The 21810-nt window shown below is 60.2% G+C and carries 23 protein-coding genes; 20 read left to right on the plus strand and 3 right to left on the minus strand.

Annotated features, from left to right (window positions below):
• The first annotated feature begins 308 nt into the window (after positions 1-308).
• From rpmB to rpsN, 3 genes are read left to right on the plus strand one after another with little or no spacing between them, the layout of a single operon-like run.
• Positions 309-545: a 50S ribosomal protein L28 gene (gene rpmB / locus ACT7DV_RS10375; protein WP_060702424.1), complete on the plus strand. Its 237-nt coding sequence runs from the start codon at positions 309-311 to the stop codon at positions 543-545.
• A gap of 1 nt (position 546) precedes the next feature.
• Positions 547-717, plus strand: a complete 171-nt coding sequence (gene rpmG / locus ACT7DV_RS10380; RefSeq protein WP_022874359.1) for a 50S ribosomal protein L33 — start codon at positions 547-549, stop codon at positions 715-717.
• A gap of 3 nt (positions 718-720) precedes the next feature.
• Complete coding sequence (rpsN, locus tag ACT7DV_RS10385) at positions 721-1026, plus strand: 30S ribosomal protein S14 (RefSeq protein WP_060702423.1); 306 nt, start codon at positions 721-723, stop codon at positions 1024-1026.
• Between the two features lie 68 nt (positions 1027-1094).
• On the opposite strand, the gene ACT7DV_RS10390 is transcribed toward rpsN, so the two are convergent.
• From ACT7DV_RS10390 to ACT7DV_RS10400, 3 genes are read right to left on the minus strand one after another with little or no spacing between them, the layout of a single operon-like run.
• Positions 1095-1682, minus strand: coding sequence for a J-domain-containing protein (locus tag ACT7DV_RS10390; RefSeq protein ID WP_444662372.1), 588 nt, complete (start codon positions 1680-1682; stop codon positions 1095-1097).
• A complete protein-coding gene (locus ACT7DV_RS10395) occupies positions 1679-2197 on the minus strand; it encodes a GNAT family N-acetyltransferase (RefSeq protein ID WP_444662374.1) in 519 nt (172 codons plus the stop codon). Before ACT7DV_RS10395 ends, ACT7DV_RS10390 begins: the two co-directional genes overlap by 4 nt.
• Before the next feature lie 15 nt (positions 2198-2212).
• A complete protein-coding gene (locus tag ACT7DV_RS10400) occupies positions 2213-4135 on the minus strand; it encodes an FAD/NAD(P)-binding protein (protein ID WP_444662375.1) in 1923 nt (640 codons plus the stop codon).
• A 288-nt stretch (positions 4136-4423) separates the two neighbouring features.
• On the opposite strand from ACT7DV_RS10400, the gene ACT7DV_RS10405 reads away from it, so the two are divergent.
• The 17 genes from ACT7DV_RS10405 (at position 4424) to ACT7DV_RS10485 (ending at position 21784) form a co-directional block, all read left to right on the plus strand.
• Positions 4424-5449, plus strand: coding sequence for an amino acid ABC transporter permease (locus ACT7DV_RS10405; protein ID WP_444662377.1), 1026 nt, complete (start codon positions 4424-4426; stop codon positions 5447-5449).
• Positions 5446-6252, plus strand: coding sequence for an amino acid ABC transporter ATP-binding protein (locus ACT7DV_RS10410; RefSeq protein WP_171920207.1), 807 nt, complete (start codon positions 5446-5448; stop codon positions 6250-6252). Before ACT7DV_RS10405 ends, ACT7DV_RS10410 begins: the two co-directional genes overlap by 4 nt.
• 25 nt (positions 6253-6277) lie before the next feature.
• On the plus strand, positions 6278-7243 hold the full coding sequence (locus ACT7DV_RS10415) for an ABC transporter substrate-binding protein (RefSeq protein ID WP_444662379.1): 966 nt from the start codon (positions 6278-6280) through the stop codon (positions 7241-7243).
• Positions 7243-8328: an LLM class flavin-dependent oxidoreductase gene (locus ACT7DV_RS10420; RefSeq protein ID WP_444662381.1), complete on the plus strand. Its 1086-nt coding sequence runs from the start codon at positions 7243-7245 to the stop codon at positions 8326-8328. Before ACT7DV_RS10415 ends, ACT7DV_RS10420 begins: the two co-directional genes overlap by 1 nt.
• A complete protein-coding gene (locus tag ACT7DV_RS10425; protein ID WP_444662382.1) occupies positions 8325-9356 on the plus strand; it encodes an LLM class flavin-dependent oxidoreductase in 1032 nt (343 codons plus the stop codon). The genes ACT7DV_RS10420 and ACT7DV_RS10425 overlap by 4 nt, the downstream gene beginning before the upstream one ends.
• Positions 9353-10681: an LLM class flavin-dependent oxidoreductase gene (locus tag ACT7DV_RS10430; protein ID WP_171920291.1), complete on the plus strand. Its 1329-nt coding sequence runs from the start codon at positions 9353-9355 to the stop codon at positions 10679-10681. The genes ACT7DV_RS10425 and ACT7DV_RS10430 overlap by 4 nt, the downstream gene beginning before the upstream one ends.
• Positions 10678-11649 (plus strand): transporter substrate-binding domain-containing protein, encoded by a 972-nt coding sequence (locus tag ACT7DV_RS10435; RefSeq protein WP_444662384.1) that lies wholly within the window; start codon positions 10678-10680, stop codon positions 11647-11649. Before ACT7DV_RS10430 ends, ACT7DV_RS10435 begins: the two co-directional genes overlap by 4 nt.
• A 21-nt stretch (positions 11650-11670) precedes the next feature.
• Positions 11671-12666 (plus strand): SDR family NAD(P)-dependent oxidoreductase, encoded by a 996-nt coding sequence (locus ACT7DV_RS10440; protein ID WP_444662386.1) that lies wholly within the window; start codon positions 11671-11673, stop codon positions 12664-12666.
• Positions 12667-12840: 174 nt separating this feature from the next.
• The gene (locus ACT7DV_RS10445; RefSeq protein ID WP_061954273.1) at positions 12841-13125 is read left to right on the plus strand and encodes an HU family DNA-binding protein; all 285 of its coding nucleotides are present in this window, start codon (positions 12841-12843) and stop codon (positions 13123-13125) included.
• A 272-nt stretch (positions 13126-13397) separates the two neighbouring features.
• Positions 13398-13682, plus strand: a complete 285-nt coding sequence (locus ACT7DV_RS10450; protein ID WP_013349906.1) for an HU family DNA-binding protein — start codon at positions 13398-13400, stop codon at positions 13680-13682.
• A 152-nt stretch (positions 13683-13834) separates the two neighbouring features.
• A complete protein-coding gene (locus ACT7DV_RS10455; RefSeq protein WP_444662389.1) occupies positions 13835-14443 on the plus strand; it encodes a hypothetical protein in 609 nt (202 codons plus the stop codon).
• A 55-nt stretch (positions 14444-14498) separates the two neighbouring features.
• Complete coding sequence (locus tag ACT7DV_RS10460; RefSeq protein WP_444662390.1) at positions 14499-15080, plus strand: copper resistance CopC family protein; 582 nt, start codon at positions 14499-14501, stop codon at positions 15078-15080.
• 88 nt (positions 15081-15168) lie between these two features.
• Positions 15169-15699 (plus strand): copper chaperone PCu(A)C, encoded by a 531-nt coding sequence (locus ACT7DV_RS10465; RefSeq protein ID WP_444662394.1) that lies wholly within the window; start codon positions 15169-15171, stop codon positions 15697-15699.
• Entirely contained in the window at positions 15680-16855 is a 1176-nt protein-coding gene (locus ACT7DV_RS10470; protein ID WP_444662396.1) for a Dyp-type peroxidase, read from the plus strand. Before ACT7DV_RS10465 ends, ACT7DV_RS10470 begins: the two co-directional genes overlap by 20 nt.
• Positions 16856-16957: 102 nt before the next feature.
• The gene (locus ACT7DV_RS10475; RefSeq protein ID WP_444662398.1) at positions 16958-19012 is read left to right on the plus strand and encodes a cytochrome c oxidase assembly protein; all 2055 of its coding nucleotides are present in this window, start codon (positions 16958-16960) and stop codon (positions 19010-19012) included.
• Positions 19005-19754, plus strand: a complete 750-nt coding sequence (locus ACT7DV_RS10480) for a hypothetical protein (protein WP_444662400.1) — start codon at positions 19005-19007, stop codon at positions 19752-19754. Before ACT7DV_RS10475 ends, ACT7DV_RS10480 begins: the two co-directional genes overlap by 8 nt.
• Positions 19755-19879: 125 nt before the next feature.
• A complete protein-coding gene (locus ACT7DV_RS10485) occupies positions 19880-21784 on the plus strand; it encodes an NHL domain-containing thioredoxin family protein (protein WP_444662402.1) in 1905 nt (634 codons plus the stop codon).
• Positions 21785-21810: the final 26 nt, after the last annotated feature.

Here is a 21810-nt window from a genome sequence, read left to right on the forward strand (position 1 = left end):
CAGGCGTTAATCGCGTGTGTTGTTATGCCGTCTAACGGTGGAACAACGACGCGTTGCCCGTAATACCGAATATCGTGACCACCTGAGTACGGGGACATTGCTCGACCGGTTGCGAAGTTCACCGACATACATACTTTAAGGCTCTTCGGTTGGTTCTCACCCAGCCTGGTTACCTTCCTAGTGTGCAGTATTAACGGTGTTTCACTGGTTGGCGGGACTCATAACGCACTAAGCGGTGCCGATATTTGCTTATGGGCACTGTGCGCGAGTACCGCCGAATTTTACTACTAACTAACTGAGGAGTGATCATGGCAGCTGTTTGCCAGGTAACCGGTACTACTCCGGCCTTCGGACATAGCATCTCCCACTCGCACCGTCGCAACAAGCGTCGTTTCGATCCGAATATCCAGAAGAAGACCTACTACGTGCCTTCGTTGCGCCGCAAGGTGACCCTGACCCTCTCGGTCAAGGGCATCAAGCTCATCGATGCTCGTGGAATCGACGCTGTTGTTGGCGACCTGATTGCGAAGGGTGTGAAGCTCTAAGATGGCAAAGAAGGATAAGGACGTACGTCCGATCATCAAGCTGAAGTCCACCGCTGGTACCGGTTTCACTTACGTAACCCGTAAGAACCGTCGTAACGACCCAGACCGCATGGTTCTGAAGAAGTACGATCCAGTAGTCCGCAAGCACGTCGAATTCCGAGAGGAGCGCTAAGACATGGCCAAGAAGTCCAAGATCGCAAAGAACGAACAGCGCAAGGTCATTGTCGAGCGTTACGCTGAGAAGCGCCTCGAGCTGAAGAAGACCCTTGTAGATCCAAACGCAACTGACGAGGCTCGTGAAGCAGCCCGCGTAGGCCTGCAGAAGCTGCCACGCGACGCTTCCCCGATCCGCGTTCGCAACCGCGACTCGATTGACGGCCGCCCACGCGGTACCTTCCAGAAGTTCGGTATCTCCCGTGTTCGCTTCCGCGACATGGCACACCGTGGTGAGCTTCCGGGCATCACCAAGTCTTCCTGGTAAGACCTGCAAGTCATCTGGCTTAGCAAAAGCCGCCTTCCTCTTCGGAAGGCGGCTTTTGCCGTTAAGCACTAGATTTTGCGCTGCCACCAGCGGCGCTTTGCCAGCTGAGCAGGAACGGCCTCGGTAACGCTGGCGCGGCGCCGCTGCCAGGCCAGCACCTCGGCGGTGGCATCACGCAGGGCCGTGATCACCGGAGGTCCGCCCAGCAGCTGGCGCCGGGCCTCGATAATCCGCTGATTGAAATCCTCGATATGCTCGCGCACTGACTTCTCGGTAGGCAAGCGATCCAGGGTCTGCTCCATCTGCTCGTCCTCCACCCGCAACGTCAGCGCCGGGGGACCCAGGCCGGTGATCTGCTCGCGGCGCATCATCGATTTCAGCCACCAGTCGGGATCGTCGTTGCTGGTGATGTGGTCGATCTTCTGCCCGGCCAAGGCCAGATGATCGAAGTCTCCACGGGCAAAGGCCTCATCGAGCACCGAATTGGCGACCTCCCACGCTTCGTCCTCGGCATGCAGCTGCAGCGGAGTCTTCTGCTTGGCGACCGGGGCCATGCCCGTGGCCTGCGCATACTCGTCCACCGGCAACGGCTCGTCGCTGGCCTGCTCCATCTGGTACCGCGCGGCGTTCAGCGCGGCATCCTTCTTCTGGTTCATACTCCTATCGTGGCACCACCATTGGTGGCGGGCAACTGCTTGGTGAACGGCAGGTGCCCGATGCCATCCAGATCGGCGGCTAGATCAAACTGGGGCTGGTAACCGGCGTTGAGGTACAGCTTAAGCGCCTCGGGTTGACGAGGTCCGGTGGTGAGGAAGAGCTGTGTATAGCCTAATTCGGCTGCAGCGCGTTCCAGCTCGATCAGAACACGTCGCGCCAGTCCTCGCCGCCGATGCTCTTCATGGGTCCAGATGCGTTTGAGCTCGGCGGTGTGCTGGTCATAGCGTCGAAGAGCACCACCGGCAACCGTCCGTCCAGCCTCTTCGAGAATGACAAAACGCCCTAGCGGATCGCTGAATTCGTGTGCGGGAAAGCGGTCAAGTTCCTGGGCAACCGACCCGTTGCGATCGCCATAACGCTGGGTATATTCAGCAGTGAGCCCGGCAAAAAGTGGGGCGAGGCGCGGGTCGCCGATCAAAACGGCGTGAGCGGTGAGCTCGGGGGCTTGAGTCATGGGTGTTCCTCGATTCTAAGCAATGCTGTGATGGGCTTGTGCCACGGCGCCGGCTAACTCCCACTGGTCCATGGATGCCGGAGCCGAGAGCAGCTCACGGGCCAGGGCGTCGCTATCGGCGAAGGGAGCGGAGTTGGACTGCGGCCGTGAGAAAGCACCGGCTTGGAATCGGCCTACGGCCGCTCCGGCAGCAAAAAGCCAACGCTGGACGCGCCCTCCTCTGCCTATGGCCTGGCGCAGTGAAGTGATGTGCATTTTTCCTGAACCTCCTGGTTCTTCGGTGACCAGTCCTTGGCGGGATAGCGAGGCCAGCAGGGGATCGGTGCTTGTTGAGATGTTCGTGCTGGGTAGCCTGGCCTCGATCAACCACGGTGCGTGAACGGCACCGGCGAGGGTTTGCGCGCTGAACAGCTCGCGCTCGGTGTCGAACCCGAAAGTGGTTTCCGGGCCCAAAAACCGGACAAATCCTGCCTCGTGTAATGCAAGTAGTTCGCGCAGCCGACGTGCGGGCGGGCCGGAATCAACAAAGCTGAAAAATCCCTGCCACCACGTTCCCAGCTGTGTTCGCCCGGCCTGGCTGAATTTGTCGTGGGCGAGCGGAAGGGTGGCAAAGCAGCGCAGCAGTCCCAGAAAAAGGGCCTGGTACTCTGGGCGATCTGGCGAATCACGCAGACGCAAATCCTCTTGAATATGCTCACTCACCAGCTTATTGAGTTGTTCGCCGTGGCCCTGGGCAGGTAACGGGCGGGGGATGGGCAGTGGAAACTCAAGATCCTCAAATTCCAGCCGATCATTGGGTGCAACAAAAGCGGCCACGAGTCTTGCGCGTTCGGGGAAGTACCAATCGATGCGGTCATAGGCGGCTAGAAATTCTGCCCAGCTTCCGCGCAACTGATCTGGGCGTGTGGCAAATAGTTCGCGGTAGTAGAAATATCCGGTTTCTTTCGCGACCAACGGCCAAATATGGGCGAAGAAGTCCAGATCGCCGTGCCGTGCGTGCAATGCAGCGACCGCTTCCTCAGTGAAGTAACGGGCGGTCAGCTCTGCAGTTGTGGAGCTGAGGATCTTGCTGTGATACGGCACTCCGCGCCGGGAACCGGCCAGAAGTTTGGGTTCCCGGCCACTAGGGATATAGCGCAGCCCACCGGAGTCGGTGGGCTCAAAGCGTCCGCCACGGCCTTCAAAAAGCAGTACAAAGAGATCAGTGAAGGCCAAGCCCATACCCGAGACCAGAACCTCTGTGCCCGGCAACAACTCATCGAAGTTGATGTCGTTGGTGTAGCCCGGTGGGATGTAACCCAGATGATCAGCGCTATCGGCGCGCGCGGAGAATTCTGATGCGCGGGCATCGGAGCTCATTTTGGCGTCCAGGTGGCCTTGGACGAGAACCACCTGATCGGCGACGAGTTCTTCGCCTGAAGCCAGCAGCACCTTGTTCGGTCCTGATCCGGGGATCAAATCCACCGCGGAATCTTGATGGACTTTGATGGAATCCGGCGCGGTGAAGGATGCTTGGACCCGGGCGAAGAACCAGCGCAGGTAGCAGGACTGCAGTCGGCGGGTAGGGAAGTCGCCCGCCCCCAAGGTAGCTACTTCGGCTTGCAGAAGTGGATCGGCCAGTACTAGGGGTGGCACATCGGGCAGTTGCCCCTCGCGGATGAGCTGCACCCATTGATCCAATGCCGGGCCGTTATTGGCCGGGCCCAAGCATTGAACCGAGTCATCGGTGAACATCGTGACATCGGCGGCCCGGGAATTGAGCTTAAGCAGGGGACTTTGATCTTCTCGCCAGATGCGACCGGCGCCCGCTGGGAATGGGTCGACGATATGCAGGTGAAGCGCGGTGTTATTCAACAGCGCGCGGTTGGCGCTGATGCGCTCCAAAATAATGGCGGTTCGTGGCCCGCCGCCGATAAAAACGATGTGCCGCTCGGTCATTGTTCTCCTTTGCGCTGCCGATCGATGAGTGCCCGGAATCTGTGGGTAGCGCCAGATTAGGAGGAATGGCGGCTCCAAGATAGCGTGCTGACTTGCAGGGACGCATAGGTCATGGTTCCGCCATCCAGGGACATAAATCGCGATAAATCGGCGCCAAAAAGGGGTCATGAATCGTCATTTCGACACATGGTGTCCTTGGGTGAACGGGCGTGAATCTGGTAAGTGCAATCGGCCAAGCTTCGGTTCTAGCGTGAGCACAACAGATACGAACTCACGAAGGAGGAACCGATGCCACCGGCAACCAACATCACCACGTCACCGGCCATGCATGAACCAGCCACAGAGCTCTTGGAGGAGCACATAGCTGCTGAACCGAGTCACAATGCAACACCCAACTACGCGGACTATGCTGTCGTGGCCGCACGGCATCCGTGGCGCTGGGTTGGCACGGCGATAGTTGCTGCGCTGGCGGCAGCGGTGCTGTACTCGCTACTGACCAATCCGCGTTGGGAATGGGGCGTGGTGGCCCAGTGGTTCACCGCCGAATCCATTCTGAGAGGTCTCGGCCAGACGCTGAAACTGACCTTGATCTCCGGCAGTCTGGGTTTTGTGCTCGGATTTATCCTGGCGCTGATGCGGCTTTCAAGCTCGCCGCTTTTCAGCTCGGTGTCGTGGACTTTTTCTTGGATTTTCCGTTCCACCCCGCTCTTGGTGCAGCTGTTGCTTTGGTACAACCTCGGCTACCTGTATGAAAGCATCCGACTGGGTGTCCCCTTCACCTCGATTACCTTCGCAGAATTCCAGACCACCAGCCTGATCAGCCAGTTTGCGGCTGCGGTACTGGGACTGACTTTGAACCAGGCGGCCTATAGCGCCGAAATTATTCGCGGTGGCATCCTCTCCGTAGACCAGGGCCAGATCGAAGCGGCCACGGCCCTGGGTATTCCACGCTGGCGTCGATCCACCAAGATCGTGCTCCCACAAGCGATGCGCGCCATCTTGCCGACCGCTTTCAACGAAATCATCGGTCTGGTCAAGGGCACCTCGATTGTCTACGTGCTGGCCTATTCGGAACTGTTCTACACCGTGCAGGTGATCTACAACCGAACGCAGCAGGTATTGCCGATGCTGCTGGTGGCCACCATCTGGTACATCGTGATCACCTCGGTGCTCAGCGTCGCCCAGTACTACATTGAGCGCCACTATTCACGAGGTGCGCTTCGCACTCTTCCACCGACGCCACTGCAACAACTGCGTGCCTTTTTCACAACGCACGCCACCGCCAAGATCAACTCCCCGAAAGGACAGCCATGAGTCTGGCAGTTTCACAAGTCGCAACCCGCGGAGCAGTGGCGGTGCGCTCGGTCGATAAGAGCTACGGCAACCAGCAGGTGCTCCACGAGGTAGATCTAGACGTGGCCGAAGGCGAAGTACTGGTCATTATCGGACCCTCGGGCTCGGGAAAGTCCACATTGCTGCGCACCATCAACCACTTGGACAAGGTCGACCGAGGCACCATCAGCCTGGATGGGGAACTGATCGGCTACAAGGTGCGCAACGGCAAACTGCATGAACGGCGCGAATCAGAAATTCTCGCCCAGCGCACCGAAGTGGGCATGGTGTTCCAGAACTTCAACCTCTTTGGCCATCTCACCGCACTGCAGAACATCATTGAAGCGCCAATCTACGCACGAAAAATCGCCAAGGCCAAGGCATTAGCTCGGGCCAAGGAACTGTTGGCTCGTGTGGGACTAGCAGACAAGGCCGATGCCTATCCCCGTCAGCTCTCTGGCGGACAACAACAGCGCGTAGCTATTGCCAGGGCGTTGGCTTTGGACCCCAAGGTAGTGCTTTTTGATGAGCCAACCAGTGCGTTGGACCCCGAGCTGGTGACCGAGGTACTGGAGGTCATCAAGGACCTGGCGAAATCCGGGACCACCCTGATCATCGTGACCCATGAGATCAGTTTCGCCCGCGATGTCGCGGACCGAATCATCTTCATGGACAGCGGACGCGTAGTAGAACAGGGAACTCCGAACGAACTGCTGACCAATCCTCAGCACGAACGCACCAAATCATTCCTTTCAAAAGTCATCGAACCGGCCTTTAACATCTAAAGTTTCGTCACCAAGGACTCGCACCATGAACAAGTACGCAGCTGTTTCTGCACTATCCGCCGTTGGTCTACTCGGCTTGGCCGGATGCGCTGACCCGGGAGCCGCCGCTCCGGCAGCATCTTCGAACTCTGAATCAAAGAGCACTATCACCTACAACACCTCGCCTGACCAAGACCGAATCCGCTCCACCAAGGATCCGAAACTGGCCGACGCGGTGCCTGACAAGATCAAGAAGGACGGCAAATTGACCGTTGCCACCACCGCTGGTTCGGTACCGCTGTCCTTCCACGCCACGGATGAGAAGACTGTGATTGGCACGGAAGTTGATCTGGCACAATTGGTCGCCGACAAGCTGGGCTTGGAACTGGATTTGCAGATCACCAGTTGGGAGAACTGGCCCTTGAAAACCGAATCGGGAGACTTCGAAGCGGTCTTCTCAAATGTCGGCGTGAACGCTGATCGAGTCAAGAAGTTCGACTTCGCTAGCTACCGGGCTGCCCACATGGGATTTGAAGCTCGTGCCGACAGCAACATCTCGGTGAAGTCCGCGGATGACATTTCAGGCAAGAAGATTGCGGTGGGTTCTGGAACCAACCAGGAGAAGATCCTCTTGACCTGGAACAAGGAGTTGGAAGGCAAGGGCAAAGCCCCGGCAGAGCTGCAGTATTATTCCAGCGAGGCCGACACCATTTTGGCCCTGTCCTCAGGTCGTATTGACCTGAACATCGCGCCGTATCCGTCCACCGCGTACCGGCAGAACCAGCGAGATGACTTGAAAGTGGTTGGCAAGATCAACGCCGGCTGGCCTAACGAAACACTGGTCGCCGCAACTACTAGAGCCGGGAACCATCTGGCCGAACAGATCACTGCAGCGTTGAACGAAACCATCGAGGAAGGCACCTATGCGAAGGTGCTGGACCGCTGGTCGTTGAGCGAAGAAGGGCTAACAAAATCGGAAACCATCAACGCGTCCAACTACAAGGGTAAATAATGCGTTTTCAGGTGCTAGACATTATTGCCCACCAGAATGACCCGATCACCGGCCTGCAGGTAGATACCGCGGAGCGCTTTGAACAGGTCGTTCAAACCGCGGTACGTGCAGAGCAACTCGGATTTGATTCCTTCTCCATAGGCGAGAGGCACGCTGGGGCGTTCATTTCCTCCTCGCCGGCCGTCGTGCTTGGAGCCATCGCTGCACGGACCAAGAAGATTCGTTTGCATACAGGTGTTGTCGTGCTTTCCATCCTTGACCCGGTGCGAGTGGCAGAGGACTTCGCCACCGTTGACCAACTGAGCACCGGACGACTGGAACTAGGAATAGGCAAGGGCAATGAGGTCGCGCACTTCCCGCTCTTTGGCAGAAATATTGAAGACCAATGGGACTTGCTGGAAGAGAACTACGAACTGCTCAAAGCCCTGTTTAGCGATGAACCGGTGGACTTCGCCGGACATTTTCGCAGCAGTCTTGCACAAGTCACCACCAGCCCGCGCCCTTACCAGTCTTCGGTCCGGATCTGGCATGGTTCGGCCACCTCGCTCCGTTCAGCAGAACTGGCCGCCAAGCACGGTGACCCATTGTTCTCCGCCAATGCGATCCAGCCCAAAGAAAATTACAAGGCGCTGATCGACCACTACAAAAAAGCGTATGAGCAGGCCGGCCATGATCTGGCAGGCAGATATGTCGGTTCTGGGAGTGGCGCAGGTGGAGTGTACCTGGCTGACAGCACCAAGCAAGCGATCAAGGAATTTGGGCCGGTCTATGAGGCGCTGACCAACCGACGCGATGTGCCAGGGAATAACACCCCGTATCGCAATATCGAGCACGCCGTTGCCGAAGGCCCGCTGTTGGTTGGCAGCCCGGAATTTGTTGCGGCCAAGATTCTGGATTACCACCAGAGCTTCGGCCACGACTTGCAATCCATCTCGCTGCCCACTACTCACCCCCATGAGGCGCAAATTGAAACTTTGGAACGCTTCGCTCAAGAAGTGATCCCGTTGGTCAACACACCAACCACTCTGTGGACCGAGCAGGATCCGCAGGCGAAAAATACCTTACGAAAGGAGTATGCACTATGAGCGAACGCTCAGTGCTGCTGGCCCTGAATCTCGACGGTGCCGGAAACGATCCCGAGCACACCGCCCACCAAGCGCTGCGCGCTGAATCCGCAGGTTTCCATGCTGTGAGTTTTTCCAGCGACGGGTTGCTCGACGCCGTGCAGCGGGCGAGTTACGTTGCCGCACAAACTCGCCGGATCGGTTTGTTGCCGGTGATCGATGCTCTTTTTACCGAACCTTTCCACACCGCCACTCAATTGGCCAGCCTGGACATCATTTCCCGAGGTCGTGCCGGATGGATCTTGGAAACACATAATGACTCCGTGCAGGCGCAGGCCGTGGGACGCACCGTGTTAGCTGACGATGAGCTCAGCATCGAAGCCGCCGAGGTGGTCACCACCCACCGCCGGCTCTGGGATAGCTGGGAGGATGACGCGATAGTCCGCGATGTGGCTACCGGGCGCTACTTGGATGCGAACAAGTTGCACTACGTGGATGTTGAAGGCAAAAACTTCTCAGTTAAGGGACCAGCCATCACCCCACGCCCACCACAAGGGCAATTGCCGATTATTGCCCCCTCTTACCTGTTTAGCGAATCGGGTTTGCAACACTGCCGGCTAAATGGGGCGGACGTTGTAGCAATCAATACCGCGAGCCTCCAGACCTTGCTGGCACAAGCGACAGTTTCCAGCACCTCCGGAGCCGTCGCAATTGAGCTCGACATTTACCTCGATATAGCTGGGCAGACCGGGGCACAACGTGCCGCAGACGTTGGGCTCCAAAGCAGCGAACGCGCGGTTTTTGCCGGCAGTACCCAGGCGCTGATCAACTTCCTGGCCGAATTTGCAGAAGCAACTGCCAATCCAGCAGACCAACGCCGGCATCTTGTGCATTTGTACCCCGGAGATCTGGAGATCGACGGGGCAGTGCTGATCGACGAAGTACTTCCACAACTGAAGTCCAGCAATTTGCTGGCACCCAATTCAACGACCTTGCGCGAGGATTTCGCGTTGCCAGTAGCCCAAAACCGATTCCAGGAGGCATCATGAGTACCCAGCATCAACTTCGATTCGGCGTCTTCTTCCAAGGCGTGAACTCATCCACCATTTGGCGCAGCGAAGCCTCGGGCTCCCAAACCGACTTTTCCTCCTTCCGGCAGATCGCCCAGACTGCCGAGCGGGGCCTGTTCAGCGCCTTTTTCCTCGGTGAAGGCCTGCGATTGCGTGAACATCTAGGAGAAATCCACGAGCTCGATGTGGCGGGCCGCCCAGACGCGCAAACCATGCTCGCAGCACTTGCCGCGGTAACTAGCAAGATCGGTTTGGTAGCCACCCAAAACACCACCTACAACGATCCAGCGGACTTGGCCCGTCGACTCTCCTCGTTGGATTTGATTTCTGAGGGTCGAGCTGCCTGGAACATCGTCACCACCCACAACGCGTGGACTGGCGCAAACTTCCGTCGCGGTGGCTACCTTGAGCACCACGAGCGATACTCGCATGCCGAAGATTTTGTGCGTACCGTCCGGCAGATCTGGGAGGGTGCCCCAGTCCACCACCGAGGAAATCATTACAACGTTGACTACACCGGCACCGTTCCGGTTAGCGCACAGCATCGCCCCGTGCTATTCCAAGCCGGTGACTCGGCCGAGGGACGCGACTTTGCGGCACGCCAAACCGATGTCATCTTCTCCGCTCATGTCGGGCTGGAAGACGCACTGGAATTCCGCAGGGACATCAACGCTCGTGCAGCCACGGTGGGGCGTGCCGAAAATTCGGTGAAGATCATGCCGGGAGCCGAATTCATCGTTGCTGAGACCCCAGAGGCGGCAGAAGAAAAGCACCACTGGGTACGCGAACATCAGATTGGCCCGCAACAGGCGCTGGCCTACCTCGAACAGTTCTGGGGGACCCGGTTAGAGAGCGTGGACCCATATGGGCCACTACCGGAGTTTGAGCCAGTAGTAGTGCGGAGCTCGGTAACCCGAGGTAGCGGGTTCCAAGGAGCTAAATCCCTAGAACTGGCAGCCACGTGGCGTGCCGAAGCCAAGGAGAAGGGGCAGAACATCATCGAGTTCGTCCGTTCGCGCTCACACCGTGCCGACCACACCTTCACTGGCTCCTATGATCAGATCGCATCCCGGTTGGCACGATACGCAGAACTCGGAGCGGTGGATGGATTCAACATCACCCCGTGGCTGATACCTACCGGACTTGATGACATCGTCAATCACCTGGTGCCTCGCTTGCAGGAGCGTGGCATTTATCCAGAGTCCTACGCCGGAACCCTGCGCGAAAACTTGGGTCTGAGTATTGACGAAACCCACGAGCAACGGGCTCAGCAGCCAGCTCTAGCGGAACAGGAAGTGTCATGAAACAACAGAGAACTCGCAATGCCTTCAGCATCGTGGCGCTCATCGGGCTGGTATCACTGAGCGCCTGCGCTGATCCGTCGCAGGCTACCGAGGATGCGCTCTCGGCTACCGCCAGCGATAGCGCAGTTGCAGCTTTGAGTAGCCCCAACCAGGAACGTCCCGAAGTTGAGGTCAATAAGAAGGCTCAAGCTCTGGTGCCAGAAAAGATTGCTGCAGATGGAAAATTGAGTGTCGTGACCGCACCAGGTGCTGCACCATTGAGCTTCTATGCCACGGATAACAGCACCCCGGTAGGCAACGACGCGGACCTAGCCGCGGCGCTCGCCGACGCGTTGGGATTAGAGCTTGACCTAATCCCGGTGTCTTGGGCCGATTGGCCTTTAGGAATTGAGTCGGGCAAGTACGAGGCTGCGATCAGCAACGTGACCGTGACTGAAGAACGCAAGAAAAAATTTGATTTCGCGACCTACCGTGAAGACTTGCTAGGTTTCTATGCCGACAAGGATTCTAAGATTGGCCCCATCTCAAAGGCCGAAGACGTTGCCGGGCTGAAGATCATTGTCGGTTCGGGCACCAACCAGGAGAAGATCTTGGTTGATTGGGATAAGGCCAACCAATCCAAGGGATTAAAGCCCGTTGACTTCCAGTACTACGACGATGATTCGGCATCCACCTTGGCACTGTTGTCCGGTCGTGCCGACGCAAGCTTTGGGCCAAATGCTACTGGCGCCTACAAGCAGGCGACAACCGGGGAACTAAAGCAGATTGGCTCCTTCCCCGGAGGGTGGCCAGACACCGCCCAAGTGGCGGTGACCACCAAAAAGGGCAACGGGTTGGCTGGAGCCGCGGAGGTTGCCTTGGACGGCCTGATTGATTCTGGCGCGTACTCTCAGATCTTGGACAAATGGGGACTTGGCGAAGAAGGTATTACTGATTCGCGCTTGAATCCTGACGGATTGGCCGGGTAGCGCTTGTAGTACGGTGGGGGCATGAATCGTGCAGTGCGTTTGGGTTCCCTGGAACAGCTGGGGCAGGGTCTGCCTCAAGCCAATATTCATGACAATCGTGGTCGCTGGAAGTCACTAGGAGATGGCAAAACTGCTGTAGTTACGGGTGCCAACAACGGTCTGGGATTTTTTGCCTCCCTGGGGCTTGCCGCCGCTGGTGCTCATGTGATTTTGGCTTGTCGCAACCGATTACGCGCTGAAAAAGCCATGGCAGCCATCTGTTCTCGGGTGCCCGGAGCAAACGTTGAATTCATGCAGTTTGATGCTGACTCATTGACGTCTGCCACGGCTCTGGCGGCGGAACTTCGCGGTCGCCAGCTCGATATCCTGGTGGCCAATGCAGGAATGATTCGTACGTCATCATCAAGGGAACCCGGACTGTTGGAGTACGAGCGAACAATGACCACCAACGTCATTGGACACGCCCGACTCATCGGGGAATTGGCTGAGAAGTTCCGCCAAGGTTCGTTGCGTCTGATCACCCTCGGGTCGATGTCCACGTTGATGTTGCGTACGGATGCTTCGAATCTCAAGCTGGAAGCCGATTATCATCCCTACCGTGCCTATGTTCAGTCCAAAGCGGTGCTTCAAAGCTTTGGCATTGGACTGGATCATCGATTGCGCCAGCTGCAGTGGCCGGCCCGATCCATCGCTGTGCATCCCGGATATTCACTGTCCGGGCTCACCCCGCAGGTAGAAGGGATCAACGAACCTGACTTTGCCAAGCGTTTAACCGGCCGATTGCAGGCCAGTTTCGCGCAGGGCAAACATGAAGGTTCGGTGGCAATTGTGGAGGCAGCCTTGACTAGGGGGCTGGACAACTGCGCGCCCGGAATCTTTTTTGGTCCGCAACTGACAGCCAAGGGCCGTATTTCGCTAGCCAGACCGGCAAATGCCACTCGAAGCAAGGTGCTTCAAGACGCGGCATGGGAGCTATTTGTGCAAGCGAATGGGGGACTCGATCCGTTTGCGCTGTAGCTCGCGGGTGAGCTTTCACACTTCAAATCTCTAGAGGAATTCGACAAAATCCGCGGGACGATGCTCTTTTTGTCGCACACAACTGGTAAGTTCATCTCTGATAAGCCCGTGCGACCGTGCGGCATTCGAAGCCTGGAAACAGGTTTTGGATCACTAGTCCAGGAGGACCATACATTGGCTATGAACCGTAGCGAACTTGTTGCAGCCGTTGCAGCGAAGACCGAAAACTCCCAGGTTGCCGTCAACGGTGTTCTGGATGCTGTGTTCGAAGTTTTCGTCGACCAGATTTCCAAGGGCGAAAAGGTCACCATCCCCGGTTGGTTGGCTGTAGAGCGCACCGATCGTGCAGCTCGCACCGGCCGCAACCCACAGACCGGTGAAGCAATCCAGATTCCTGCTGGCCACTCGGTCAAGCTGACCGCTGGTTCGAAGCTGAAGGCTGCTGTTGCCAAGAAGTAAGCTTCTTCAGGCTTGAACAAGGCCCATCCTCCCTCGACGGGGAGATGGGCCTTGATGCATTAAAGGGCGTATCGGAACTGGTCGTTGAACCCAAAATTGATGCCGTTAGGCCCAGAAATCTGTAAGAAGATGAAAAAATCCCGGTATTTCGCCTGTTTTCGGGCATTTCTCGGCCCAAGGTTTGATATGTTCTCACTGATAAGTCCGTGCGACCGTGCGGCGTACGAGGCCCGGAACCGGGTTTTGGATCACTAGTCCAGGAGGACCATACATTGGCTATGAACCGTAGCGAACTTGTTGCTGCTGTTGCAGCGAAGACCGAAAACTCCCAGGTTGCCGTCAACGGTGTTCTGGATGCTGTGTTCGAGGTTTTCGTCGACCAGATTTCCAAGGGTGAGAAGGTGTCGATCCCAGGTTGGTTGGCTGTAGAGCGCACCGATCGTGCAGCTCGCACCGGCCGCAACCCACAGACCGGTGAAGCAATCCAGATTCCTGCTGGCCACTCGGTCAAGCTGACCGCTGGTTCGAAGCTGAAGGCTGCTGTTGCCAAGAAGTAAGCTTCTTCAGGCTTGAGCAAGGCCCGATTCTCCGCTGGAACTTTCCGGCGGATGGATCGGGCTTTCTGCTTTTCTGCACGTTTGAGCCGATCTTCTACTTCGCGTAGAATCAGGCGTGCTTGACGATCCATCAGAAGAATAGGCTGAACCCGGTGCCACAGAATCCCGCAACCCGCGTACTGCGCGGCTGGTTAGCGGCGAGCGTGTGCACCTGGACGGCCTTTGCGGCTCACGCCCATAGTGCGCCGACAAAAATGTCGCTGGTTGCAGTGGGCCTGATCACCTGCATCTCAGCGGTGATCGCGCTGCTGCTGGTAGGGAAGAAATACCGCTTGTGGACGACCAGCCTGGTGGTGATCGCCAGCCAGGGCCTATTCCACTTGAGCCTGTCGGTGATGAGCCACGGCGATTCCGGGGTTTCCGGCATGGAGCATGTGCAGCATACTGGGCGCAGCCTCGAACTGGCCCACAACATCAGCGCCCACTACGCCGAGGCGCACACCGAATCGATGCTCTACGCGCACGTGCTGGCTGCAGCAGTCAGCATTCTCGTGCTCAACCGTGGCGAGCGCCTGCTTGCCCTCTTGGGCTCATACCTCACCCTGTCCTCGGCACGGCGAATTTTTTCGCTCGTCCGTGGGCAGATTCCCGAAACACCGATGCTTCCAGCCTACTTCCCGCTGCGCTTCCAACTCAAGCTTGCGCAATTGGGAAGGCTGCCCGGGCGCCGGGGTCCTCCTTTCTTCGTTCTTGCCGCCTAGGACAATAACGAAGTGCCCCCCTGACTGGGGGATTGGAAGGAAAACAATGAAGAACATGACGCTGCCCAAAATGACCCTCACCCGTCTGGCCGCTGTGATCGCGCTATCGATCTTGGCACTGTTCACCTCGATGACTGCCGCCTCGGCCCACGACGAGCTGGTCGGCTCCACTCCCAAAGACGGTGCGAGCCTGAAACAAGCGCCAAAAGAGCTGACCCTCGAATTCTCCGGTGTGCTGCAAACCATGTCCGGCGTGGATTCCACGAAGGTGGTGCTGAAGCAGAACGGCGAGGCCGTCGACGCATCAGCTGAAACCAAGGGCAAGACCGTGACCGTGACCCCGGCGAAGCCATTGGAAAGCGGCCAGTACGAGCTGGCCTTCCGCGTGGTCTCCGAGGACGGGCACCCGGTGGAGAACAAGCTGGAGTTCACCGTGAATGCCTCGGCCAAGCCAACCCCATCGATGATCAGCGCACCAAGCGAATCGGCCGCACCAAGCGAGTCAGCACAGCCTAGCGAGAACCCGTTGCAGGATGCGGGCAGCTCGATGAGCCCGGTCATCTGGGTCATTATCGGCGTCGTGATCCTTGGCGGCGTCATTGGCGTTCTGGCCAAGTTCATGCGCAACACCAAGTAAGCAGCCACTTTATTCCGGTGCGCCCAAGGCCACCGCGGCCTTTGGCGTGCCTGCACATTCTGTGCCCACACCACGAAAGCTTGAGACGATGAAGACTAGAACAATGACCGCACTGCTGCTGAGCTTCGGACTGCTGCTCACCGGTTGCGCGCAAAACGCACCAACGGCCAGCCAAAGCTCCAAGGCACCGCAGTCCGCTGAGCAAAACAGCACGCAAGCACAGGGGCTTGTGGCCAGCGACACCTGGGCCAAGGCAGCCGAATCAGGGATGAGCGCGGCGTTCGGAACCCTGCACAATTCCGCGGACTCCCCGCTGGAACTGCGCAAGGTGAGCAACGCGCAAGGCGATGAGATCCAGCTGCACGAAATGACCGGCAACGGGCAGAACATGAGCATGAAACAGCTTGAGGGCGACCTGGTGATCGCTCCCGGAGCCGACGCGGTGCTGGCTCCCGGCGGAAATCACCTGATGTTCATGGATCTGAAAAAGCCGCTGGTCGCCGCCCAAACCACGACGCTGACCCTGGAGTTCTCCGACGGCTCGAGCACCGACGTTGATTTCGCGATCCGCAACTTTGATGGCGCCAAGGAAAACTACGATGAACATGCCGGACATTAATGTTCCACGCCGCCTGCTGCTGGGCAGCACCGCTGCCGCCGCGGCCGGCGGGCTGCTCACCGGCTTTGGCGCTGGCGGCCTGCGCTCCGCCGAGGCGGCAGCTCCAGCGCAAGAGGCTCCTGGCGGTCCGCGGTTCAGGTCGTTCTATGGCCAGTACCAATCCGGGATTATCGATGCGCAACAGGAACATGCGGTGTTTGCCGGATGGGATGTGCTCTGGCGCGATGGCTCGCGCAAGCAGCAGCTGCAGGCCCTGCTGCAGATGCTCACCGATGATGCGGCCCGGCTGATGGGCGGCCGGGGAGTGCTGGCCGATACCGAACCGGAAATGGCGCAGCCTCCCAGCGAACTGACGCTGACCGTGGGGCTGGGCCAAAGCCTGCTCGATGTGGCCGGGCGCGGGAGCATCGCGCAGCTGCCGGCCTTTGCCGGCGACGAGCTCGAAGAGCAGTATCAGCAAAGCGACCTGCTGATCCAGTTCTGTTCGCAGGACCCCACGGTGCTGCATCATGCGGTGCGAGCGGTGGCCAAGAACCTCCGCGGGCTGGCCAGGCAGCGCTTTGCGCAGGCTGGCTTCATGCGCCCGATGCCCGGACGGGAAACCTTCAGGAATCTGTTCGGGCAAGTGGACGGGGTCAATAATCCGAAAGACCAGTTGCGCGAGCAGGTGGTATTCGGTGATGGGCAGGACAGCTGGATCGCCAACGGCACCACGCTGGCGCTGCGCCGTTTCGAAATGGACCTGGACCGCTGGGACGAGGTGGATGCCACGGGCCGGGACTTCGCCCTGGGCCGCAGGCAGGCCGATGGTTCGCCGCTCTCGGGCACTAGCGTTGATGATCCGGTGGATCTGGCGGCAGTAAATGAGCTGGGCCTGCCGAGCATCGCCGCCAACGCGCACGTGGCCCTTGCCAAGCCGAGCCACGCGGCCGAGAGCATCCATCGCCGGGGCTACAACTTCGATGACGGGCAGCACGCCGGCTTGCTGTTTGCCAGCTACCAGCGCGACCCGGCGACCAGTTTCATTCCGGTGCAGCAACGCCTGGCCGCCGCGGATGCGCTGAACACTTGGCTGAAGCCGGTGGGTTCGGCCCTCTATGCGATCCTTCCGGGGATCAGCGAGGGCGGGTATTTGGGCGAGCAGCTCTTCAGCTAGCCCCGGCCGCTGCCCCGCCATGGTGTGAGATGCGCCGTAGCGGGGCAGCGCTGGCACTTCCGGCCTGACGGGGCCGGGCAAAAATGAGATGATAAGAAGGATATGGATACAGCACAGCGCACGGTTTCAGCCACCCGCTTCATTCTGCCCGGGCTGCTCGCTTCGGCGGCAGTTTTCCTGGCCGCGGTGATGTTCACCGGCATTGCCCGCCCGGCCGAATTGGCCGACCCGGGAGCCTTTATCCGCTGGAGCCTGCCGATCGCCCGTGCGATCCACCATTCTTCCATGTCAGTGGCCATTGCGGCGCTGATCTTTGCCGCCGCGATTCTGCCGCGCAGCAAAAAAGTCACCCGCGATGTGCAGGGCGCCGATCATCCGGCCTTCAGCCGCGCGATGAACATTGCCGCCTCAGCGTCGGTGCTGTGGACGCTGTCGGCGGCCAGTGTGATGGTGCTGACCTTCTGGGACCTGGCCGGCCTGCCGATCAATTTGGACACGCAGTATTCAGCGGCGATCCTCGACTACATCCTGTCGATCACCACCGGCCGGGCCTGGGCCTGGATGGTGGTGATCGCCGCCGTGGTCAGCTCGCTGGCTTTGGCGGTGCGATCCAAGACCGGGGTGGGAGCCACCGCCTTCTTCTCGCTGTTCGGCATCCTGCCGCTGGCCTTCATCGGCCACGCCGCCGGGGGAGATGACCACTTTGCCGCGGTGAACTCCATCGGCCTGCATCTGCTGGCCGTGGTCCTGTGGTTTGGCGGCATTATCGTGCTGGCGCTGCTGGCTCCGACGCTGGCCGGCGAAGCCCCGGGACGCAAGCGCGGACAGGTGCTCGCCGGAGTGGTGCTGCAGCGATATTCGGCGCTGGCCGCCTTCGTGGTGTTCTTGATGATCGGCTCCGGGCTGGCCTCGGCGGTTATCCGCATCACCAGCTGGGAACAGTGGCTGACCCCCTATGGGACCCTGGTGATCGCCAAGCTGCTGATCACCCTGGCCCTGGGGGCGCTAGGCCTGTGCCACCGGCGCTTTGTGATCCCCAAGCTGCTGGCAGGACAGTACGGCGCGCTGCGCGCGGCCTGGCAGATCGTGCTCGGCGAGGTCATCTTGATGGGGTCGGTCATGTCGGTGGCCACCGTGCTGGCCCGCACGGCGCCGCCGACCTCCGATGAAGCCCCGGCGCAAACCACCCCGGCACGCCTGCTGACCGGCTACGACCTGCCGCCAGCCCCGGATACCGCCAGCTGGTTCACCACTTGGCGGATGGACTGGATCTGGGTGGCCGTGTGCCTGTTCGGGCTGGCCGCCTACCTCTGGGCGTTCATCACCCTGGCCCGCCGCGGGGACAAGCCCAGCGTGCCGCGCCTGGCCAGCTGGATTGTCGGCCTTCTCGCGCTGTTCTACGTGACCAGCGGCGGCGTGGCGGTGTACGGGAAGATCCAGTTCTCCACCCACATGGTCGACCACATGTCGCTGACCATGATCGTGCCGATCTTCCTGGTGCTCGGCACCCCGATCACCCTGCTGCTGCAGGTGCTGCCGGCGCGCACCGACGGCACCCGCGGCCCGCGCGAATGGATCCTCTTCCTGGTGCATTCACGCTACTCCAAGGTCATCACGCACCCGATATTCGCGGCCGTGAACTTTGCCGGGTCGATCGTGGTCTTCTACTTCACCCCGATCCTGGAACCGGCCATGCTCTACCACGCGGGGCACGAGCTGATGAACCTGCACTTCCTGCTCACCGGCTACCTCTTTGCGCTCTCGCTGGTGGACGCCGATCCGGTGCCCAAGCGCTACCCGTACCCGATGCGCCTGGTGGTCTTGCTGGCCACCGTCGCCTTCCACGCCTTCTTCGGGGTGGCGCTGATGAGCACCGAAACCCTGCTGGCCCCGGACTACTTCGGGAATATGGGGCGCACCTGGGGCGGCAGCGCGCTGGAGGACCAGGTGGTGGGGGCCGGGGCGATGTGGGCCATCGGCGAGGTGCCCACCCTGGTGCTGGCCATTTTTGTGGTCCTCTCCTGGCTGAAGCAGGACAAAAAAGACACCAAGCGCTATGACCGGCAGGCCGATCGCGACAACGACGCCGAGCTGGAAGCCTACAACGCGATGTTCGCCCGCTACCAGCAGGCCGATAAGAGGAATCCGAATGCCTAGGAAAATGACCGTGGCCCTGGCCCTGGCCCTGTGCGCAGCGCTGGCCCTGAGCGCCTGCTCGTCCACCCAGACGCAGATGCCGCAGGACCAGACCCACAAGAAGGCCGCTGAGGCCACCGCCAGCCCGAGCTCCAGCGAATCCGCACGCCAGTTGACCACTGCCGAGGTGGCGACCACCGCCGGCGCGGTGCTCGCCACCGAACTGGGCTTCCCGAACAGCGCCAAGATCCAGGGCAAGGACCTTGAAGCGCTGGCCACGCCGCCCACCGATACGCTCAAGGACATTGTGGTGCTGCCGGCGCAGTGCTCGGCCCCGATCAACGACCTGAACTGGTCGCCGGTGCAATTGGGCACCGAAGCGGCGCGCACCGATTTCACCAATGCGAACCAGACCATCACCGGTTCGGTGGAAGTGGCGAAGCTGGGTGCAAATGGCGCAGCCGCGGTCGACTCGCACAACAAGAATGTGCGCACCATCGTGGAGCAGTGCAAGTCCGCGAAGCTCAACGGCATGGACTACACCGAAACCCTGAAGTTCTCCGATCCGCGAGTGGACAAGGTGGATTCGGCACTGTACTACAGCCGCGATGGGCAGTACGCACAGAATTCGCTGGTGCTGATCAAGAAGACCAAGCAGTACGCGGTGATGGTCTCCTTTGTGGCCAGCAGCTCGCTGGCCGACGAAAAGTTCAACAAGGTGGCCACCAGCGTGATGGATGCGGCCATCGCCCAGCTGCCCTAGCGGAATAGAAGCCGGGTGGCACCTGTTGCATCTCAATGTTCCTTAACACCGTTTAGCACTGCCCCTGGCCGTGGCCGATAATGAAGTTCTAACTGCCGAGCCACGGCAATTGCGAAAGGATGACCATGAGCGCAACAGAATCGGTCCGCGCCAACTACAAGGTGCGCGCCAGCGAACTGCTGGGCCGCAACTGGCTGAATACCGGTGGCAAGCAGCTGGACCTTGAAGCCCTGCGCGGCAAGATCGTGCTCCTGGACTTCTGGACCTTCTGCTGCATCAACTGCCTGCACGTGCTGGACGAGCTGCGCCCGCTCGAGGAGCAGTACTCGGATGTGCTGGTCACCGTGGGCGTGCACTCGCCAAAATTCGAGCACGAAGCGGACCCGGATGCGCTGGCCGCGGCCGTGGAACGCTATGAAATCCATCACCCTGTGCTCGATGACCCGGAGCTGGTCACCTGGCAGGCCTACGGTGCCCGCGCCTGGCCAACCCTGGTGGTGCTGGATCCCGAGGGCTACATCGTCGCGCACCTTTCCGGCGAGGGCCACGCCCAGGGCCTGGGCTCGCTGGTCGATGAACTGATCGCCGAGCATGAGGCCAAGGGCACCTTGCACCGCGGCAACGGACCCTACGTCGCCCCGGAGGCCCGCGAGGGCGACCTGCGCTTCCCGGGCAAGGCCATCGCCTTGGAGAACGGCCACTTCCTGGTGGGCGATTCTGGCCACCACCGCCTGGTGGAGCTGGACGCGGACTTCTCGGTGGTGCGCACCTTCGGCTCGGGCGCCAAGGGCTACGCCGACGGCGGCGCCGGCACCGCCCAGTTCAACGAGCTGCAGGGCCTGGCCGCGCTGCCTGCGGAACTGGCCGCGGAGGTGGGCTACGACGTGATCGTCGCCGACACCGTTAACCACCGGTTGCGCTCGGTCAACCTGGCCACCGGCCAGGTGGGCACCGTGGCCGGCAACGGCGTGCAGCGCCTGCTGGATTCGGAAAACGCGCGCCAGGAAACCCAGCCCACCGAGCTGGGCACCGATGCGCTGAATATTTCGCTGTCCTCCCCATGGGATGTGCTTTACCACCCTTCGGGCAAGGTCATCATCGCGATGGCCGGAACCCATCAGATCTTCGCCTTCGATCCGCGCACCTCCGCGGTCTCGGTCTTCGCCGGCACCGGCCTGGAGGGCCTGAACGACGGCGCGCCGGATGAGGCCTGGTTCGCCCAGTCCTCGGGCCTGGCGCTGTCCGGCGAGAACGTGTGGATTGCCGACTCGGAAACCAGCGCGCTGCGCTGGATCGAGGTCCAGGACGGCGAGGCGAAGAGCGTGAACACCGCGATCGGCACCGGGCTGTTCGACTTCGGCTTCCGCGATGGAGCCGCCGAGCAGGCCCGCCTGCAGCACCCGCTGGGCGTGGCCGTGTTGCCTGATGGCTCGATCGCGGTCGCGGACTCCTACAACGGGGCGGTGCGCCGCTTCGACCCGGCCACCAAGACCGTGTCCACCTTGGCCAAGGGCCTGAAGGAGCCAGCCGATGTGCTGGTTGATACCTCCGTGGACGGGGACCCGGTGCTGCTGGTCGTGGAGACCAACACCCATCAGCTGGTGCGCATCCCGATCCCTGCCGAGGCCCTGGTGGTCGATGAGGGCGCCAGCCAGACCCAGCGCCCGAAGACCCGCGTGCAGTCCGGCAACCACGAGATCCTGGTGCGCTTTGCCGCTCCGAAGGGGCAGAAGCTCGATGACCGCTGGGGCGACCCGACGCAGTTGAAGATCTCGGCCAGCCCCGAAGAACTGATCCTGGAGGGCGGCGGCACCTCGGTGGGCCTGACCCGCACCTTGGTGCTCAACCCCGAGGTTTCCGAGGGCGTGCTGCACATTACCGCTCGTGCTGCGGCCTGCGATGGCGAGCCGGGCGGCGAAATCCCGGATCACGCGGCCTGCCACCTGTACCAGCAGGACTGGGGCATTCCGGTGCTGCTGGATGCACAGGGCGAGAATGAGCTGTTGCTCGACCTCCGCGGGGTGAACTAGCCCGCAGAGGCCAGGCCAGCGCGAAA

Source organism: Glutamicibacter sp. TV12E (assembly GCF_052441935.1).
Taxonomy (GTDB): domain Bacteria; phylum Actinomycetota; class Actinomycetes; order Actinomycetales; family Micrococcaceae; genus Glutamicibacter.

Bases quoted from the DNA above. Each gene is read 5' to 3' on its own strand.
- ACT7DV_RS10440 (WP_444662386.1), top strand. From the start codon at position 11,671: ATGAATCGTGCAGTGCGTTTGGGTTCCCTGGAACAGCTGGGGCAGGGT.
- ACT7DV_RS10480 (WP_444662400.1), top strand. From the start codon at position 19,005: ATGCCTAGGAAAATGACCGTGGCCCTGGCCCTGGCCCTGTGCGCAGCG.
- ACT7DV_RS10475 (WP_444662398.1), top strand. From the start codon at position 16,958: ATGGATACAGCACAGCGCACGGTTTCAGCCACCCGCTTCATTCTGCCC.
- ACT7DV_RS10460 (WP_444662390.1), top strand. From the start codon at position 14,499: ATGACGCTGCCCAAAATGACCCTCACCCGTCTGGCCGCTGTGATCGCG.
- ACT7DV_RS10485 (WP_444662402.1), top strand. From the start codon at position 19,880: ATGAGCGCAACAGAATCGGTCCGCGCCAACTACAAGGTGCGCGCCAGC.
- ACT7DV_RS10395 (WP_444662374.1), bottom strand. From the start codon at position 2,197: ATGACTCAAGCCCCCGAGCTCACCGCTCACGCCGTTTTGATCGGCGAC.
- ACT7DV_RS10415 (WP_444662379.1), top strand. From the start codon at position 6,278: ATGAACAAGTACGCAGCTGTTTCTGCACTATCCGCCGTTGGTCTACTC.
- ACT7DV_RS10435 (WP_444662384.1), top strand. From the start codon at position 10,678: ATGAAACAACAGAGAACTCGCAATGCCTTCAGCATCGTGGCGCTCATC.
- ACT7DV_RS10400 (WP_444662375.1), bottom strand. From the start codon at position 4,135: ATGACCGAGCGGCACATCGTTTTTATCGGCGGCGGGCCACGAACCGCC.
- ACT7DV_RS10390 (WP_444662372.1), bottom strand. From the start codon at position 1,682: ATGAACCAGAAGAAGGATGCCGCGCTGAACGCCGCGCGGTACCAGATG.
- ACT7DV_RS10420 (WP_444662381.1), top strand. From the start codon at position 7,243: ATGCGTTTTCAGGTGCTAGACATTATTGCCCACCAGAATGACCCGATC.
- ACT7DV_RS10465 (WP_444662394.1), top strand. From the start codon at position 15,169: ATGAAGACTAGAACAATGACCGCACTGCTGCTGAGCTTCGGACTGCTG.
- ACT7DV_RS10425 (WP_444662382.1), top strand. From the start codon at position 8,325: ATGAGCGAACGCTCAGTGCTGCTGGCCCTGAATCTCGACGGTGCCGGA.
- ACT7DV_RS10430 (WP_171920291.1), top strand. From the start codon at position 9,353: ATGAGTACCCAGCATCAACTTCGATTCGGCGTCTTCTTCCAAGGCGTG.
- rpmB (WP_060702424.1), top strand. From the start codon at position 309: ATGGCAGCTGTTTGCCAGGTAACCGGTACTACTCCGGCCTTCGGACAT.
- ACT7DV_RS10405 (WP_444662377.1), top strand. From the start codon at position 4,424: ATGCCACCGGCAACCAACATCACCACGTCACCGGCCATGCATGAACCA.
- rpsN (WP_060702423.1), top strand. From the start codon at position 721: ATGGCCAAGAAGTCCAAGATCGCAAAGAACGAACAGCGCAAGGTCATT.
- ACT7DV_RS10470 (WP_444662396.1), top strand. From the start codon at position 15,680: ATGAACATGCCGGACATTAATGTTCCACGCCGCCTGCTGCTGGGCAGC.
- rpmG (WP_022874359.1), top strand. From the start codon at position 547: ATGGCAAAGAAGGATAAGGACGTACGTCCGATCATCAAGCTGAAGTCC.
- ACT7DV_RS10410 (WP_171920207.1), top strand. From the start codon at position 5,446: ATGAGTCTGGCAGTTTCACAAGTCGCAACCCGCGGAGCAGTGGCGGTG.